The sequence below is a fragment of the Pseudoalteromonas sp. GB56 genome (assembly GCF_054923835.1).
The window spans coordinates 2,246,173-2,263,803 of the sequence record NZ_JBPCHK010000001.1; the positions used below are offsets into that span (position 1 = coordinate 2,246,173).

General features: G+C 46.0%; 6 protein-coding genes and 3 pseudogenes. 2 read left to right on the top strand and 7 right to left on the bottom strand.

Annotated elements, in window-relative coordinates; translation table 11 throughout:
* Window positions 1-50: 50 nt before the first annotated feature.
* From ACH19P_RS10615 to ACH19P_RS10640, 6 genes and pseudogenes are all read right to left on the bottom strand, one after another.
* Window positions 51-2,437: pseudogene (locus ACH19P_RS10615) on the bottom strand (glycoside hydrolase family 15 protein).
* A gap of 13 nt (window positions 2,438-2,450) precedes the next feature.
* Window positions 2,451-3,941: an MFS transporter gene (locus tag ACH19P_RS10620; protein ID WP_462158524.1), complete on the bottom strand. Its 1,491-nt coding sequence runs from the start codon at window positions 3,939-3,941 to the stop codon at window positions 2,451-2,453.
* A complete protein-coding gene (locus ACH19P_RS10625) occupies window positions 3,934-5,772 on the bottom strand; it encodes an alpha-amylase family glycosyl hydrolase (RefSeq protein WP_462158525.1) in 1,839 nt (612 codons plus the stop codon). Before ACH19P_RS10625 ends, ACH19P_RS10620 begins: the two co-directional genes overlap by 8 nt.
* Before the next feature lie 83 nt (window positions 5,773-5,855).
* Window positions 5,856-7,670: a glycoside hydrolase family 13 protein gene (locus ACH19P_RS10630; RefSeq protein WP_462158526.1), complete on the bottom strand. Its 1,815-nt coding sequence runs from the start codon at window positions 7,668-7,670 to the stop codon at window positions 5,856-5,858.
* A pseudogene (locus ACH19P_RS10635) lies at window positions 7,670-9,164 on the bottom strand (tryptophan halogenase family protein). The gene ACH19P_RS10630 and the pseudogene ACH19P_RS10635 overlap by 1 nt, the downstream one beginning before the upstream one ends.
* A gap of 60 nt (window positions 9,165-9,224) precedes the next feature.
* Window positions 9,225-12,023 carry a TonB-dependent receptor gene (locus ACH19P_RS10640; RefSeq protein ID WP_462158527.1) on the bottom strand — a complete coding sequence of 933 codons (2,799 nt, stop codon included), beginning with the start codon at window positions 12,021-12,023 and terminating at the stop codon, window positions 9,225-9,227.
* A gap of 655 nt (window positions 12,024-12,678) precedes the next feature.
* Here ACH19P_RS10640 and ACH19P_RS10645 point away from each other — a divergent pair.
* Window positions 12,679-14,295, top strand: a complete 1,617-nt coding sequence (locus ACH19P_RS10645; protein ID WP_462158528.1) for an alpha-glucosidase family protein — start codon at window positions 12,679-12,681, stop codon at window positions 14,293-14,295.
* Between the two features lie 258 nt (window positions 14,296-14,553).
* Complete coding sequence (locus ACH19P_RS10650; RefSeq protein WP_462158529.1) at window positions 14,554-14,790, top strand: hypothetical protein; 237 nt, start codon at window positions 14,554-14,556, stop codon at window positions 14,788-14,790.
* A gap of 62 nt (window positions 14,791-14,852) precedes the next feature.
* Here the strand turns inward: ACH19P_RS10650 and topA are convergent.
* Window positions 14,853-17,502 (bottom strand): annotated as a pseudogene (gene topA, locus ACH19P_RS10655) (type I DNA topoisomerase).
* Window positions 17,503-17,631 lie beyond the last annotated feature (129 nt).

The following is a 17,631-nucleotide window of genomic DNA, read 5'->3' on the forward strand; positions in this document are numbered from 1 at the left end:
TTATTAAAAAGCCGCTCTATCTAAGGAGCGGCTTTTGTATTTTTGCGCAGTTATTTAAGCTTTTGCTCAACCAATGGGTAATGGTCCCACACCGCTTTATCATTGAACGAGCGTAATAGTTTGACGTATTCCGCGTGCGTCCAAGCCAAAGGCGTCGCTGAGTTAGTGCCTTGGCCCATCTCATATCCAAATGGATTCACACCCACACCATCCCATACTTGCTCCGGCAGCATCATGCCTTTGTTAGCAAAGCCTTCCATACCGCGAACATAATTGTATTTAATGTCTGCAAACTTCTGCTCTGCTGCTTGGCCATCGAGTAGATTCGCTGCTGCAATCTCATAGTGGCCACGCTCACCAGTAAAGAAAGGCCACACTCGACCACGCTGACCATCGGTGTTTGTACCGTCTTCAGCATAATTAGTGCCGCGTTTTTCATCTTCGCCGTAGCCATCATTACCGTAACGACGCCAGCCTGAGAATGCGTCACCTTGCGCGTCTGTGAAAGTGTATTTCACGCGTAAGTTTTCCTCTAAAGTTTGGTCATCATATTCGGGTAAGGTTGCTGTAATAGCAGCATTATCCGCAGCGCGCACGCCGTAACGCACAAGCTCTAAGAATCCGCCATCGAGAATCTGTTTCTTATCCATGCCAGCACGACCATTGTTCGACGCAAGTTGCGTATCGGCATTGGCGTTCTCATCTTGGGCTATGCGTACAAAGTAACGGCCATCAACATTTTGCCCTTTAAGCGTGCCTTTGGTTGTGAACATCAGCTTTTCAACGTCGCTGTTATAGCTTTTTGCACTCGCCAAATAACGTTCTGCATTTTGCATATCACCGCTGAGTGACGCGATTTCTGAGGCTGATACCAAGCCAGCGATCACCGCTGCAGTCGTAGAAGGTGAGAAGCCCGCTTGTTCTTCCCAACGTTCTTGTTGTGTGAAAGGCGGCGTGATTTGCGTGTCATTCCACAAAATCTTGGCCAGACCACCCTCTACAAGAAAATCCGCTGCAGGCTTGAGCATGTCACCATACCATTTGCTCAACTCTTCTTTGCTGAGCACGTCTGCTTGATAAAGTTTCCAAGCTAGCATGATAGGCATAGCCGTTTGATCGAGCTGAACGCCCACCCACTCTAGTTCACCATCAACATGCGTTTTTTGCAAAAACCAACCACTGTCACCTTGGTTTCCTGGGTGCTTTTGTGAACTTGTACTTTTGGCAAATAGTTAAATGCGGCTTTAGCTGTATCACTATCCCCCATGGCTAAGAACGCCATAGCGACTTGATAAAAATCACGCACCCACACCGCTTTGTATCCGGTGTGGCCCTGCTCAGCTTTTACCGTATCACCCCAAGGGTTAGACAGAGATGCAATCAAGGCACCCGCATAAGTTTTGTCTTCTTGCGCTTTAAGCACCATGGCGCTGGTGTTCAATAATTTGCCACCATCCGCTGTCGCTGCATATAAATCACCTACCGATAAACTCGCTAGGTAATCTTGCCAGCCCACTTGCTCACCGTCACCGTTGAAATGCGCAAGTACCGCGTCATAACCACGGCTCAACGTCTTGTGCCCTTCTTCTAGCGCCGCTTGCTCTGTTGCGCCATAGCTCAACACCAAGTCAAACTTAGCGTCACCATCTATTTCGCCTAATGTAGCACTCATGGTCACGTTACCCGATTGCTCACCTGTACTGGCATAGGGTGTCATCGCTGCGTCACTGTTTAACTGCGTCAGGCGGTCACTTTTTCCAAAGAAGCCAACAGACGGGTCAGCGAACGTTTGTGTGCTTTGTAAGCTCAAGAAGTGGGCACCTTCGCTTGAAGCAATAAGCGCATTACCTACGACCTTCGCGCTGTCATTCAGGCCATCGTTATTGATATAAGGGTTAACTTGAACATGCGCTGTCAACCCAGGCTGGTTGGCTTCAAAACGCGCTCTCACCATCAGGGTTTGCGCATCTGGGTCAGTAAAAATGTCTTTAATGATGCGAAAACGACCCTGAGGATCTTCACTTGTTACGCGATAAGCTAAGGACAACGGGCGACCTTTCTCATCCGTACTCAAATACTCGACGGTATTTTTTAGGCCCTGCTGCTCAGCCACCACGAAGTCCTTACCCGTAACGATAAATTGCATATCACGGATTTGTGCTTGATGAATGAGTCCGAACATGGTCTCTGTAATCATACCTTTTGCAAGCGAAAACCATACTTTAGATACAGTACCTGTTGCACTTGAATCTGAATATTCACCGTTGGCGTATGCTTCGAAGGACGTTCCTATCCCTGTTTTACCTGAGTATGCCCAAAAAGGCGTATCGCCCGGTGCACCTGGCGCGGTTTGCGCACTCGCTTGTGGCTCGGCACTATTACACCCACTTAAACCTGCAGCCAACATGGCTGCGACAATAGAATTAAATACTTTCACTGCGTTCCCCTTATTATTTTACTAACTTCACGCGACTGACTGCGACGGCGCCTAAAACAAACGAAATGCCGCCTATCACTAATGCAAAAATCGGTTGGTTATCGAATCCATATTTCAGAATTAAACCCAACACGCTCGCGGCAAGTAGCTGTGGAATGACGATAAAGAAATTAAAAATGCCCATGTATACGCCCATTTTCGCGCTCGGTAGCGTGCTAGAAAGCATGGCGTATGGAAGAGATAAAATAGACGCCCACGCAAAGCCAATACCGACCATAGGCAGCATTAACCAGCTCGGGTCTTTAATGAATAGGAAACTAACCAGTGCAACCGCACCCAGCACTAAATTCAGTGCATGCGCAATACGAATACCAAAACGCTTAACCATCAGTGGAATGATCAACGCTGCTACGGCTGCAAAACCGTTGTAGGCAGCGAACAAAACACCCACCCAATCAGCGCCATCGTTATAGGCTTTCGAGGTCACATCCAACGTATCATAGTGATAGCTGGTCACAGCCGCTGTGGTATATATCCACATCGCGAATAATGAGAACCAGCTAAAAAACTGTACCCACGCCAATTGGCGCATTGCATTTGGCATAGTGAATACATCATATACCACTGTGTAGAAGCCATTTTTAGTATGCTGGTTGCTCTGCTGCCACAGCGCAACGCCCTGTAACAGTGCAAAGGCGACAAGACCCGCTCCTAAAAGATACAGTTCTTTTTCAAGCGACATGCCAGTGACGATAGCAATGATGGCAATGCCCACCGCACCGCTAATGATCATAGTGCGGGTAAAGTTAATGGCAGTCTTTGTTTCTTCTGTTTCGCTTTGCGCTGACTCGCCGTCAAAGGATGCTAATTCTTCTGGCGTGTATTCTTTGGTGGTGAAGACTGTCCACATCACGCACGCAAGTAAGAACACACCACCGATATAGAATGCATATTGCACTGATTCAGGTATTACACCCGCAGCAGCGGTGTTGCTTACATCAAACCAATTCGCTAATACCCAAGGCAGGCTTGACGCCACAACCGCGCCAACGCCAATGAAGAAGCTTTGTAGCGAATAACCTAGGGCGCGTTGCTTGTTTGGCAAATTATCACCTACAAGTGCGCGAAATGGTTCCATGGTGACATTGATAGAGGCATCCATAATCCACAACATGCCCGCAGCCACCCATAACGTCGGAGAATTTGGCATTACAAATAATGCGGCTGTAGTGACAATCGCACCATAGAAGAAATATGGACGACGTCGTCCTAGTCGGCCCCACGTTTTGTCACTCATGTAACCGATGATCGGTTGCACAATTAAACCTGTGAGTGGTGCTGCGACCCATAAAATAGGAATGTCATCGATGTTTGCACCCAAGGTTTGGAAAATACGGCTGACATTGGCATTTTGCAATGCAAAGCCAAATTGAATGCCCATAAAACCCAAACACATATTCCAAATTTGCCAAAAGCTGAGATTCGGCCTTTCGATATTATTCATGGCTATTGCCTCCCAGAGCAATCACACTGACGCCCTGATAAGGCAAGTTAAGTGACATTTTTTGTTGTAAGAATTCTGGCTGTGCACCCAATAACGTTCGGCCTGATTTAGCGCCTTCTACATCGACTTCCACTGCTAAAGGTAGCTGGGCAAAGTTTGCAACGACCAAAATGCGCTGCTCACCGAGCACACGTTCGAAACTGATCACATTGTCTGCTTGAGAGTTAGGTAATTCTTTCAAATCACCACCGACGATTGCTGGCAAGGCATTGAGTTTCATTAAATCAACATAGAATTGACGCAACTGGCGCTGCTCATCGGTTAAACCGCCACCGTCAAATTTGCCATTATTCATCCACGCTTGGTGCGCAGGCACACCGATATAGTCGAAGATACTGGTACGTGTTGGTGCGCCAAATCCGGCGTTTTCGGAACCGTCTTCACCGACCGTTTGGCCGAAATAAATCATACTTGGTGAGCGACCAACTAAGGTCGAGACTGTCATCGCCGGTTTACCCCAGTTCATGTCTCCAGCAAAATCAGGGCTAGCGATACGCTGTTCATCATGATTTTCGAGAAAGTGCAGTAAATGCTGCTCGATATCTAACACCTGTTTATGGCTTTCTAATACCGCTGTCGCGGGTTGCTTACCTTGGATCACCCATTTTAATGAGTCATAAAAGCCTACTTTGTCGTACAAGTAGTCCATTTTCCCTTGGTAAATATAATCACGGTAAAGATCTGGGTTATAAACCTCAGCCAGCAAAAATGCGTCAGGGTTGGTCATCTTAATAGCTGAGTTTAAAAAACTCCAAAACTCCACAGGCACCATTTCTGCCATGTCATAACGAAATCCGTCAACGCCTTTACTCAACCAATACTGGGTAATGTCACGGAACTTGTACCAGCTATCAGGGAGTTCTTTATCCTGCCAAAAGGCATAATGCGCGCGGTAGTCTAGGTTTGCGTATTCTTGTGGTAATTTTGGAAAGTCGTGACTGCCATCCGGTTTAACGCCATAATTTACTTTAACCGTTTCATACCAATCATTAATATCAGGCTGCGCTTTACGCGCGCCATTGCCGGTCCATTTAGCAGGGCTTTCACTAAATTGTCCGTCGGCTTTGGGGTGTGACTCCCCTCCTAATACTTGATAATTCTCATCTTGAGGCACAACAAAGTCTTGGCCGACCACATAATAGAAGTTGTTATCACGCTTATACTCTACTGACGTATCGTCATTGGCACCAAAATCTGCAACGCCTTCAGGCTTGCTCACCGAATGGTAATCTCGGGCCACATGATTGGGCACAATATCTATTACCACTTTCATGCCGTGGGCATGTGTACGTTCAATGAGCGCTTCAAATTCTGCCAATCTGTCGCTTGGCTTTGATGCTAGGTCGGGATTAACGTTGTAATAGTCTTTAATCGCATAAGGAGAGCCCGCGCGACCTTTTACTACATCAGGGTCGTCACTGGGTAAGCTGAAGTCGCTGTAATCTGTCACCATCGCATGGTGCAACACACCGGTATACCAAACATGCGTCACTCCTAACTCTTTAATACCCTGAAGTGCCGCATCATCAAAGTCTGCGAATTTACCCACACCGTTTTGCTGTAATGTACCCCATGGCACATTCTCGGTGTTGGTATTACCGAATAAACGCGTGAATACTTGATACACCACTGGCTTTTGCAACGCTGCGGTACTTGATGCTTGCTCAGCATGCGTCTGATCAGACTCAGAGATTGGCGCCTCAGAGCACCCAATCAAGGCCCCGGTGAGTGCGCATACCAAGGCGGATAACTTCAACTTGTTGTTTCTCATGGTGTCACTTAATTATCTATTGTTATGACAAAAATATTACGTGCTCCGCCCCCGCTTGGGTATGGCGTGAATACGTATTCAAATTATTGCAGCTGCAAAATAAGCGCTTGTTCAGCAGGTACAGTGAGTGTGCTGCTTAAAGGTATTGACTTCGCACTAAGCAACTCTTTTGCTGCCGTCGCTCCGCCTAGCACTTCTTTGTAAGGGGCTAAGTCAAGCGTGCGTGCTTCGCCTTTGTTTAAAATAACCACTAGGCGCTCTGACTCGTTTGCACGCTGGTAAATATACAGATCTTCATCAGGGGCAAAATGCGTTAATGTGCCAGTACGTAAAGCCGAGTGCTGCTTACGCAGTTGCAGCAGTGTACGCATAAAGTTTTGCATCTCAATTTGTTGCGGCAACAAACCTGCACCAGTAAGCGCATCCTGGGTATGTCCTTCGAAACCACCTGGAAACTCGATGCGAATATCACCGTGTTCATTGGAAGGCGTGTTATCGAGGAGGATTTCTGTACCGTAATACACTTGCGGGATGCCACGAGTCGTCAAAATAAGTGACATGGCGAGTTTGGTCTTCCACAGACTTTGTCCTAATTGGCTGTGAATGCGGCTCATATCATGATTATCAGCGAACACCAAAAGCGATTGCGGGCTTGCATACATAAAGTCATTTCCAAGACTCTGATAGACTCTCACCCACCCAGTGTGCCAACCACCAGGCTCATTGAGTGCGCGCACAAGCGCGCCTTGTAATGGGAAGTCCATCATCGATTTAATGCCACTTTTAAAGCCATCTTGGTTTAGCTTACCTTGCTGCCAATAAGCGACGATGCCCGCATTCTCAGTCCACTCCTCGCCTACCATATTAAAGTTGGGGTACTGTGCCATCACCGCGTGGCTCCAACGTGCCATAAACGCTTTATCTGAATAGGAGTTGGTATCAATACGAATGCCACTAAGCCCCGCTTCTTCCACCCACCAAATACTGTTTTGAATAAGGTATGTGCTTAGCTCAGGCACACGTTGATTCAAGTCCGGCATGGCCGGCACAAACCACGCGTCATTGAAATGATAACGGTCATACTCACTGGCGTGAAGGTCCATGACACTTTGGCGCCTGTGGTTATTACTAACAAACTCGCCGCCGTTGTTGATCCAGTCCTTACTTGGTAGATCTTGCATCCAAGGGTGATTCGCGCCAATATGATTGGGCACCATATCCATGATCACGCCCATCCCGCGTTCATTAGCTTGGTCAACCAGTTTGAAGTATTGTTCGTTGTCGCCCATTCTCGGGTCTATACGGTACAGATCCGTCATCGCATAGCCATGATAAGACCCTTGCGGCATATTGTTCTCACGCGCTGGTGTTAACCATAACTGGGTAAAGCCCATGTCCTGCAAGTAATCTAATCGTTCGATAATACCTTGGATATCGCCACCTCTGCGGCCGTCACGGGCACTGCGGTCGACGTGTTCTTGCATAGCAGAGACGTTGTCGTTACGGGCGTCGCCATTGGCGAAACGGTCTGGGTTAATGAGGTACACCACGTCATTGCTGTCAAAGCCACGACGCTCCGCACTGCCTTGCACACGAGCGTGTAATTCAAAATCAAACGTCTCGTTTTCGTTGGAAACGAAAGTCAATGTGCCCGGTTGTGTGTCGGCTGCAATAGTTAGGTTGAGAAACACATAGTTTTGATTATCCAAGCTATATTGCTTATTTAATATCACACCTTGATGCGGCTTTAGCCGCCATTCGCGTTTGCCTACTTGCGTCTGATGCACCATAAGTTGCAATTCAGGGCTTTTCATCCCCACCCACCAATGTTTGGGTGCTACATCCATTGCTAGGAGTGAATGTGAGAACAGTGCTAGAGCAAGAAACAAACAACGCATTAGCTTTTCATCCTTGTGAGATAGTCAGTGTGTGTGGGCAATTGCGCCACGGTGTTGTCAATGAGAGTGCGCAAACTGGCAAACAATTCAGCACGTTGCGTATCTGACAGTTGCTCTGCCAGTGGATGATGCTGTTTAGGCGTGCAATTTTGACCTAACATTACTTGCTGCCAAGCCACTTCAGTGAATAACTCATCTTGATGTCGAAACACCGCGCCAGTGTCGCTAAAAAGCGCAATTTTTTGCGCCAACGACTGTGGTAACTCCATTTGTTGGCAATGACGCCAAAAATCGCTATCAGTTCGTTGGTTCAAGCAATAATGCAAAATAATGAAGTCACGAATTTGAGTCATTTCGCGACTGAATTTGATCATTGAATGAACGCACCGACGTTGCACAAATGCCTTTGTGTGGGAAGTGCTTAATCAAGCGAATTATCGCTGTTTGAATAAGGTGAATACTGGTTGACTCAAGCGGTTCCAAAAAGCCACTGCTCAAACCAATAGCAACGACATTGTTTTGCCATTGTTTGCGGCGTTGTCCGGTTTTGAATTTGATAATACGAGGGTCATTGAGCGGTGTTCCAGGAATGTTATTCAATAGTGCTTCTTTTGCGTCTTCGTCACTTATATAACGAGAGCAATAAACTAAGCCATTCCCCATGCGGTGTTGCAATGGTATTTGCCATTGCCAACCATTTTCGTGAGCTATCGAACGGGTGTACGGAACCGGTTCATAATCGCTTGGTAATTCACTTTGTACTGCAACCGCACTGTCACAAGGAAGCCAGTGGCTCCAGTCTTCGAAACCCACACCCAGAGTTTGCTCGATAAGCAATGCTCTTAAACCACTGCAGTCTATAAATAACTGACCTTCAACGCGTTCGCCGTTATCCAGCATCAGTGCTTGAACATCGCCATTTCCAGCGCGTTCTACTTTGGTGACTTGGGCATCTATACGCGTTACACCCATTTGCTCAGCACGTTCACGCAATAATTGTGCATATAAGGTGGCATCGAAATGGTAGGCATGCTCGGTGCCAAGCAATTGGGTGTTAGGGATATTTTTTAGTGGCGCAAAACGCCCGGCTTTAGCAGCTTGATAATTAAGTGAATAATCCCACAAAGAGCTTGTGTCTCCATGCTCTTTAGCGGCATGAAAAACATGATGAAAGTCGCAAAATGGGAATGCTTTGCCTATGTTGCCAAAGGCATGCATGTATTTATCGCCTATCTGGCCCCAATGTTCGAACTCAATACCGAGTTTGATGGTTGCGCTGGTGCGCTGAACCATGGTTTTTTCGTCAATGCCCAAGGCATTATTGAATGCGACAATAGGTGGGATAGTCGCTTCACCCACACCCACGGTGCCAATATGGGAAGATTCGATAAGGGTAATTTGTATGTGCTTAGTGAGTAACTTGGCCATTAGCGAGGCACTCAGCCAACCAGCTGTTCCTCCGCCTAGTATTACTACTTTTTGTATTTCAGCCATCCTTTACTCCTGTGAAAAAGCCCTTGAAATATCAAGGGCTTTTGTTACTTCATTTAAGAGTTATAGCTCATACTTGAAGCCTAGCAAATAGGTACGACCATAATCTTGGTAGTCACGTACTTGCAATGAGTTGTCACCTTGTAGTGAAACAAACGGCTCTTCAGTGATGTTTTGAACCTGGAATGTCATCTCTAGACCTTCAAGACCCGCGATGCCCGACTCGCTGAAATCGTATCCGATTTGCGCGTCCCAAATTGTTTCACCTTCGATGTTTACTTGGTCCGTTGAGAAACCAGTACCGTAGATGTCACCTTTGAAGTCACTACGTTTACGCATACTTGTACGAGCCATGAAACCGTGACGCTCGTAGTAAAGCGTGAAGCTTTGAATGCTGTCAGAAAGACCAGGTAATTCAAACTCTTCGCCATTTGGCATTTCTACGTCTTGCTCAACCGCAGTGTGGCTTGCTAGTAAACCAAAGCCTTCAAGCGAGTCAGAGAACAAGTTAAATGGTAATGCTACAGACAGTTCGTAACCCCAAAGGTCACCGCCACCGCCGTTAATTTTACCAGAGCCTGTCGCTGTGCTGTTCGCTGGAATTTCACCCGTTGAAGGGTCAGCAATACCCGTCATGTCTACGTCGTAGTTACCGTCGAAGATCCACTCATTAAGGTCTTTGTAGAATACCGCTGCTGAGAAGTAACCTTCGTCAGCGAAGTAGTTTTCATAGCTGAAATCTACGCCAGTCGCTTCTTTTGGCTCAAGACTTGGGTTACCACCAGATACTGACCAGTAGTTACCATTCTCATCCGGCTGAGTCGCGTTATATGACGCACTGATTGACGCGTTCATTTCATCTAAACGTGCGCGTGAAATCGTTTTAGCCGCGCCGAAACGAAGTGTTTGCTGCTCATCAAGTGCAAAGTTCAAGTTTAGGCTTGGTAAGAAATGTGAATAATCGTGGCTGATATCCGTTGGTGAAGCAACAACAAGACCATCTACGACGTTAAATGCATTACCTTGAGACGACTGCTCAGTACGAACATAACGTAAACCAACATTACCCGTTACTGGAATCGACCCCATTTCAGCATTGATGTTCGCTTGTACAAACGCCGCTGTCACTTTCTCTTGTACAGTCCAAGAACGAGTTAAGTGCTTAGAATCTGTTAGGCTTTCTTGTAGAAGGTTATAGTAACCGTCCGCAACAAGTGCACGTGTATCATACGCAAGCATATTGCCCATACCGATAAAGCTAAGATCCGCAGTACCTAAGCGGTACTCTTCAGGAACAACTACAGTGCCTGGATTGTTTACTGAGAAATCAGCGAGCGTTAGGAAGTAACCTTCAGAGATTTTAGTCTTTTCACGGTCACGGTATGAAATACCGAAGTCGATACCGCTGATGTATGCATTATCCAACACTTTGCTGGCTGCAAGTTTCAACGTTGAAAGCTCATCTTCCACTTCAGGCGCGTTGATGAAACCGTCTTGTGCAGTATTTTCCCAAGGCGTACCAGTCAAACCATACTGACTGTTTAACGCTGCACTGTAACCCCACGTTAATGGGCCACCAAGTTGGATTAGGTCATAATCGCTGTAGTCTAGCTGATGCGAGAATTGTGCACCTGTGTTACCACCGTTAAAGATGTAACCTAGGTTGTCTGCAATGCCGTTTGTATCACCACGACCTGTACCTGAGTAGCTTTCGATACTCCATACTTGGCGGTCAACTTCTGAACGGCTTACGTCAAATTCAACGGTCCAATCGTCGCTTACAACATACTCAACGTTAAAACCGAACTGTGTTAGTTCTGCTTTACGCTCTTCATAGTCATTACGCACTACAACACGCTGACCTTCAGTCACTGCGCTCGTGATGAAGCCTGTGTCTGGGTCTACAGTGGCATTTTCAGGGCTGATAGAACCTTGACCCCATGCGAACGGTACTTCGATACCGCGAAGGATTTTTTCATCAACGAAATCAACATAAAGTGCGTCAAACGCCATATTTAAGTTGCTAGTTGGTGCATATTCAAGCACAAGCATTGCTGAATCACGCTCAAGCGTTGATGAACGAACGTAAGGCTTAGCACCACCCAAGATTGAGTATGTGTTACCATCATCCGCTGTAAATTCTGGGTAGCCCCATGAGTTCCAACGTTTTTCTTGGTTTGGAGAGCTCATTGTAGTGTAGGCAAACGCCACACCAAATGTGTCATCAGCGAACTGGTCAATGTATGAAACTGTACCGCGGAAACCTTTGTCGTCGCCGTCTGGATTCAGTTTATCAAAGCTCGTTTGCTCGTACTGACCGTTAAATTGAATAACTTGCTCGCCTTTGCTTAGTGGACGAACAGTTTGCATGTCGATAACGCCCGCAATACCTTCAGCTTCGATAGAAGCACTTGGCGTTTTATAAACGGTTACACCGCTCATAATTTCTGAAGGGTAAAGGTCGAACTCTACACCGCGGTTGTCACTGATTGAAACCTGCTCACGACCGTTAAACGTAGTCGCGCTTTCATTTTCACTAAAACCACGAACACTTACGCGAGACGCGCGGCCATCGAGACGTTGTGCAGTCAAACCAGGTAAGCGAGCGATTGATTCAGCAATTGAAGAGTCAGGCAGTTTACCAATATCTTCTGCAGATACTGATTCTACAACTTCATTAGCGAAGCGTTTTGTATTGATTGATTCTACAACACTGCGGCGGAAGCCACGCACTTCAATCACTTCTACTTTTTGCTCTTCGGCATTTTGTGTATCGTTCTCTTGTGCATATGCAGCATTGGTACTGGCAACACCTGCGCTTACAAGCGCCAGGGTTAACAAACTTGGTTTGAACATAGACATACTGTTTTATCCCAATTAACCATAATTAGTGGCCGTCGTGGTGGAAGTTAGCGCTGCACCAAGAAGGCTCGTGTTGTTGTCACAAAAAATACTAACTCTCGTGATAAATTAATCACAAATTTATGCATACGTATTCAGAACTATGCAAGCTCATTAAATTTACATTTGAGTTACATAATACATAGCACCATATCAGGCACGACGCCATCTCACGTGCGCTGTAGCTCTGCAGAATTTATTCTTGCGTTTACAAGCAAATATCCAATGCTGAATCTCAGGTACTTGTTAACAAAATTATCGAACTTGATGCAATTAGTGAAATAACCGTCCCACTTTGGCACACAGCAAAAACACCCCTGTTAATTGGTCTTACCAAATGCTGAGCACACCAATTTGGTGCACACAAGTGACTTAAACGCCCAATTACAGTGCATCTTACACTGAAGCAACCTTTCCATACTATTTACCTATTTTCACAATGGTAAACATTTTAAACTCACCCGCTATGGTTAATCTAAGCGCATTTCTCCCTCTTGAATGCATAAGTTTTGCATACGTATACACCATGCATACGTATGCAGTTCTTTTACAAGCGTTTACACCATGCCTTATTCTTTTGCCTGTACAACTAATATAAGTTCATCTGGAGTGACACATGGCGAACCCACAATGGTGGAAAGGTGCGGTTATTTACCAAATTTATCCACGTAGTTTTCAGGATACGAATGGGGATGGTATTGGTGATCTTCGCGGTATTATCAATCGCTTAGATTATATAAACGACCTAGGTGTCGATGCCGTATGGATCTCGCCTTTCTTTAAGTCTCCGATGAAGGATTTCGGTTACGACATCAGCGATTACCGTGACATCGACCCAATCTTCGGCGATTTAAATGATTTCGATGAACTTATAGCCGAAGCGCACAAGCGCGATATTAAAATCATTATTGACCAAGTGTTGAGTCATACATCCGATCAACACCCTTGGTTTATCCAGAGTCGCGAAAGTCAAAACAATGATATGTCGGATTGGTATGTCTGGGCCGATGCAAACGAAGATGGTACACAACCAAACAACTGGTTATCTATTTTCGGTGGCCCAGCTTGGCAGTGGGAACCACGCCGAGGACAGTATTACTTACACAACTTCCTAACAGAGCAACCGGATCTTAACTTCCATAATCCAGATGTGCGCAAAGCTGTATTGGACAACGTTGAATTTTGGCTGAAAAAAGGGGTAGATGGCTTCCGCCTAGATGCGATTAATTTCTGCTATCACGATGCGCAACTGCGCGACAACCCTGCTAAGCCAAAAGAAAAACGCCAAGGCCGTGGTTTTAGTGAAGACAATCCTTACGCTTTCCAGTATCACTACTACAACAACACACAACCCGAAAACCTTGAGTTTATGCGCGATATTCGCGCGCTATTGGATAAGTACCCAGGCACGGTCGCATTAGGTGAAATTTCTTCTGAAGACTCACTGGCAACAATGGCTGAGTACACCTCAGGTGGTGACAAGTTGCACATGGGTTATAGCTTTGAGTTACTGACCAATGATTACAGCAGCGAATACATCCGTACCACTGTTGAAACTCTCGAGTCTCGCATGCTTGAAGGTTGGCCGTGTTGGGCATTTAGCAACCATGACGTAGAGCGTGTGGCGAGTCGCTGGTCATCGGATAACCAAGTAAAGCCTTTGCAAGTAAAAATGCTCACTGCCCTGCTCGCTTCTTTGCGCGGTAGCGTGTGTATGTACCAAGGCGAAGAATTGGGGCTCGGTGAAGCAAGCGTTGCATTTGAAGACTTACAGGACCCGTATGGCATCACTTTTTGGCCAAACTTCAAAGGTCGTGATGGTTGTCGCACTCCTATGCCTTGGAGCAAAGAAGAGAATGCCGGCTTCAGTGATGCAAAACCATGGTTACCAGTGAGTGATGCGCACGTTCAAAGTAACGTTACCAACCAAGCGCAAGATGCGCAATCAACGCTTAAAGCGTACCAAGAATTTATGCAGTGGCGCAGAACACAACCAAGTTTAATAGAAGGTGATATTCACTTTATCGATACACCTGAGCCGGTATTAGCGTTCGAACGTCGTCACCAAGGTGAGACGGTCCTGTGTTACTTTAATCTCAGTGAAAACGCGGCTGAAATTGCTTTAAATAGCACACCAAGCACTATTTTAGACGCAACCAGTCATGTAACAGGCTCGTTAGAGGGCAACACACTAACGCTCCCTAGCTTCGGTTGTTGGTTCGCAAAGATTTAATTCCCTTGTCATTAGAGACAACAAAGCACTCTTTTTCGAGTGCTTTTTTTATTTCTGCAGCAGGCCCATTCCTTCTATCCGTTATTAATCTGGGCTTTTATATGACCTATAAGCTGGGTATTTGACGCACATTGGGTTCTTTCATTACTGTGAACAAAATTCATTAAAACACTCATCTTAACGATAAAAATATCTCACTTTCCTAAGTGGTGATGCTGAGCTAAAAATAGCGGCAGTTTCCACTCATTAGGATGAACAATGAAACGCCAACTTTTAAGTGTGTTATTTGCTATCGGCTTAACGAATGCCTATGCGAACGATGATTTACCAGTCGCCCCCACAGAAACAGTCACGGAGTACACGCAGATGTGCTTAGACTGGGCCAAGGAAGATGACATCGATGAGCAAAGCTTGTATCAGTACGTTTTAGACTGTGTGAATGACGAGTTGACAGCAGCTGGTTATCAAACGGTTGAGAAAGTAGATATCAAATAACCGCTTAACTAAATAAGCCTAGGGGAAATAACAAAGCCGCTCAGTGAGCGGCTTTTTTTATGTTATTTCGCTTTCTTTGCGGGTGCCTTTTTCTTTTCTTCGACAACCCATTTACCGTGTTCGTAGGTGGCTTTCCATCCTGTTGCCTTGCCATCGACTTCGGTCATCACGTACTGAGACTTGGTTTTACGACTAAATCGAACTATCGCAGGGTTCCCATCTGAGTCATGTGCAGGTGCATCTGCTAAGTAGTAGAACTTCTCTGAGATACGGTCTTTAAACCGTTGTAACTCTTCCACTTTCGGAGCACGTGTCTCTCTCGATTTCGGGAACGTAGACGCTGCAAGGAAAATACCCGCAGCACCATCACGTAAAACGAAATAAGCTTCCGACTTTTCACACTCAAGCTCAGGTAGATGCACCGGATTTCTTTCGGTGGCGCAGCTTCACCATTTTTCAGAAGCTTACGAGTGTTTTTACACTCCTCGTTAGTACAACCGAAATATTTACCGAAGCGACCATTTTTAAGCTCCATATCCGAGCCACACTTGTCACATTCGATAATAGGACCGTCATAACCTTTGAGCTTAAATTGTCCTTGTTCAATCACATAACCACTGCATCCAGGGTTATTACCACACACATGCAGTTTGCGCCCTTCATCAATTAAATATGAGTCCATCGCGGTTTCACACTTAGGGCAGCGCTTCATCTGCATCAACGTCGACGTTTCGACGTCTTCAACTTCATCGGCGTTCACCGCTTCCTCACCCGGAGTGAGGTTCATGGTTGTGGTACAACGCTCTTTCGGAGGCAAGTTGTAGCCTGTGCAACCTAAGAACACACCAGTTGACGCGGTACGTATACCCATTTTACGGCCACACGTTGGACAATCAATGTCCGTTTCAACCATCTGATTCTGGCGCATACCGCCTTCAGATTCGTCACCGCCAGCAACCATTAATTGTGTGCTGAAATCCGTGTAGAAATTATCTAACACTTGCGTCCACTGGCGCTCACCTTCAGCGATGTCATCAAGACGTTCTTCCATTTTCGCGGTGAAATCGTAATTCATTAGCTCAGTAAAGTTTTCCACCAAGCGGTCTGTGACGATTTCCCCATTTTTTCCGCGAAGAAACGACGATTCTCAACACGCACATAACCGCGGTCTTGAATGGTACTGATGATAGCAGCGTACGTTGACGGACGACCAATGCCACGCTTCTCAAGCTCTTTAACTAAACTGGCTTCACCGTAACGTGCAGGCGGTTTAGTGAAGTGCTGTTGCGGGTCAAGCTCAACCAGAGTAAGTTCATCACCCACTTTAAGCGCAGGCAACGCTTGCTCTTCTTCATTCTTCTTACGCACAGCAGGTTGCACACGTGTCCAACCATCGAATCGTAATACTCGCCCTTTAGCCTTGAGTTCGAACTCACCAGCTGCCACACGCACAGTTGTCAGGTCATATTGTGCTGGCACCATTTGGCATGCCACAAATTGACGCCAAATCAATTCGTATAATTTCTTCGCGTCAGCATCAACGCCTTCAACATGGCCAGAAAGCACCTTCACATCAGAAGGTCGAATTGCTTCGTGTGCTTCTTGCGCATTACCTTTGGTACTGTATACGTTAGGGTTTTCCGGTAAATAATTGTCACCGTAATTCTGAGCAACGTAATCACGACACATTGAGATAGCGTCTTGCGATAAGTTAGTTGAGTCAGTACGCATGTACGTAATGTAACCCGCTTCATACAGTCGCTGAGCTAGCATCATGGTTTTCTTTACGCCATATCCTAAACGTGTACTAGCTGCTTGTTGCATCGTTGAGGTAATAAATGGCGCACTTGGACGACTCTTGCTTGGCTTTTCTTCTACATCACTCACGCGATATTGCGCGTTTTGCAGCACAGTTGTCGCCGCATGCGCTTGATCTTTATTGACAGGCTTAAATGCTTCGCCGTTTTGTTTTGTCACCAGTAAACGTAATGCATCGGCTTTAGCACTGACATCAGCATGGATATCCCAAAACTCTTGTGGGATAAACGCTTTGATTTCACGTTCACGCTCTACCAGCAAACGAACCGCTACGGATTGGACACGACCTGCCGATAATCCTCGGGCCACTTTCTGCCACAGCAGCGGGGATACCATAAAGCCCACTACACGGTCTAAAAAGCGTCGGGCTTGCTGCGCTTGAACCATGTCCGTGTTTAATTCACCAGGATTAGAGAAGGCTTGTTGAATCGCATTTTTAGTGATTTCATTAAAAACAACACGTTTGTATTTGCTTTTATCGCCACCAATGATTTCTTCGAGGTGCCATGCAATGGCTTCCCCTTCTCTATCCAAATCGGTTGCGAGATAGATTTCGTCAGCATCTTGAGCGAGCTTTTTAAGTTCCTGAACAACCTTTTCCTTGCCAGGAAGCACTTCATAATGTGGCTTCCATCCTTTTTCAGGATCGATACCCATACGAGCGACTAGGTTTTGATAGTCTCGCTTCTTTTTATACGCAGCTTTTTCTTCGGGTGCCATTTTACGCACCTCTGCAGGAGTTTTCCCCGCAGGTGCCTTGGCTTTACCTGAACCAGAGGTTGGTAAGTCGCGTACGTGGCCTACGCTGGATTTAACAATGTAATCCTTGCCTAGGTACTTATTAATTGTTTTTGCTTTTGCAGGAGACTCTACAATGACTAGCGATTTGCCCATAATAGTCTAAGTTGACCCATCTCTTTTATATTGTGACTGCCCTTGTCCTGGGCACGAATAAATATAGGTATATCTACAATCACCTATTGTTACAAGCTTTTACACCAAACTTTTAGTCAATCAGTGATT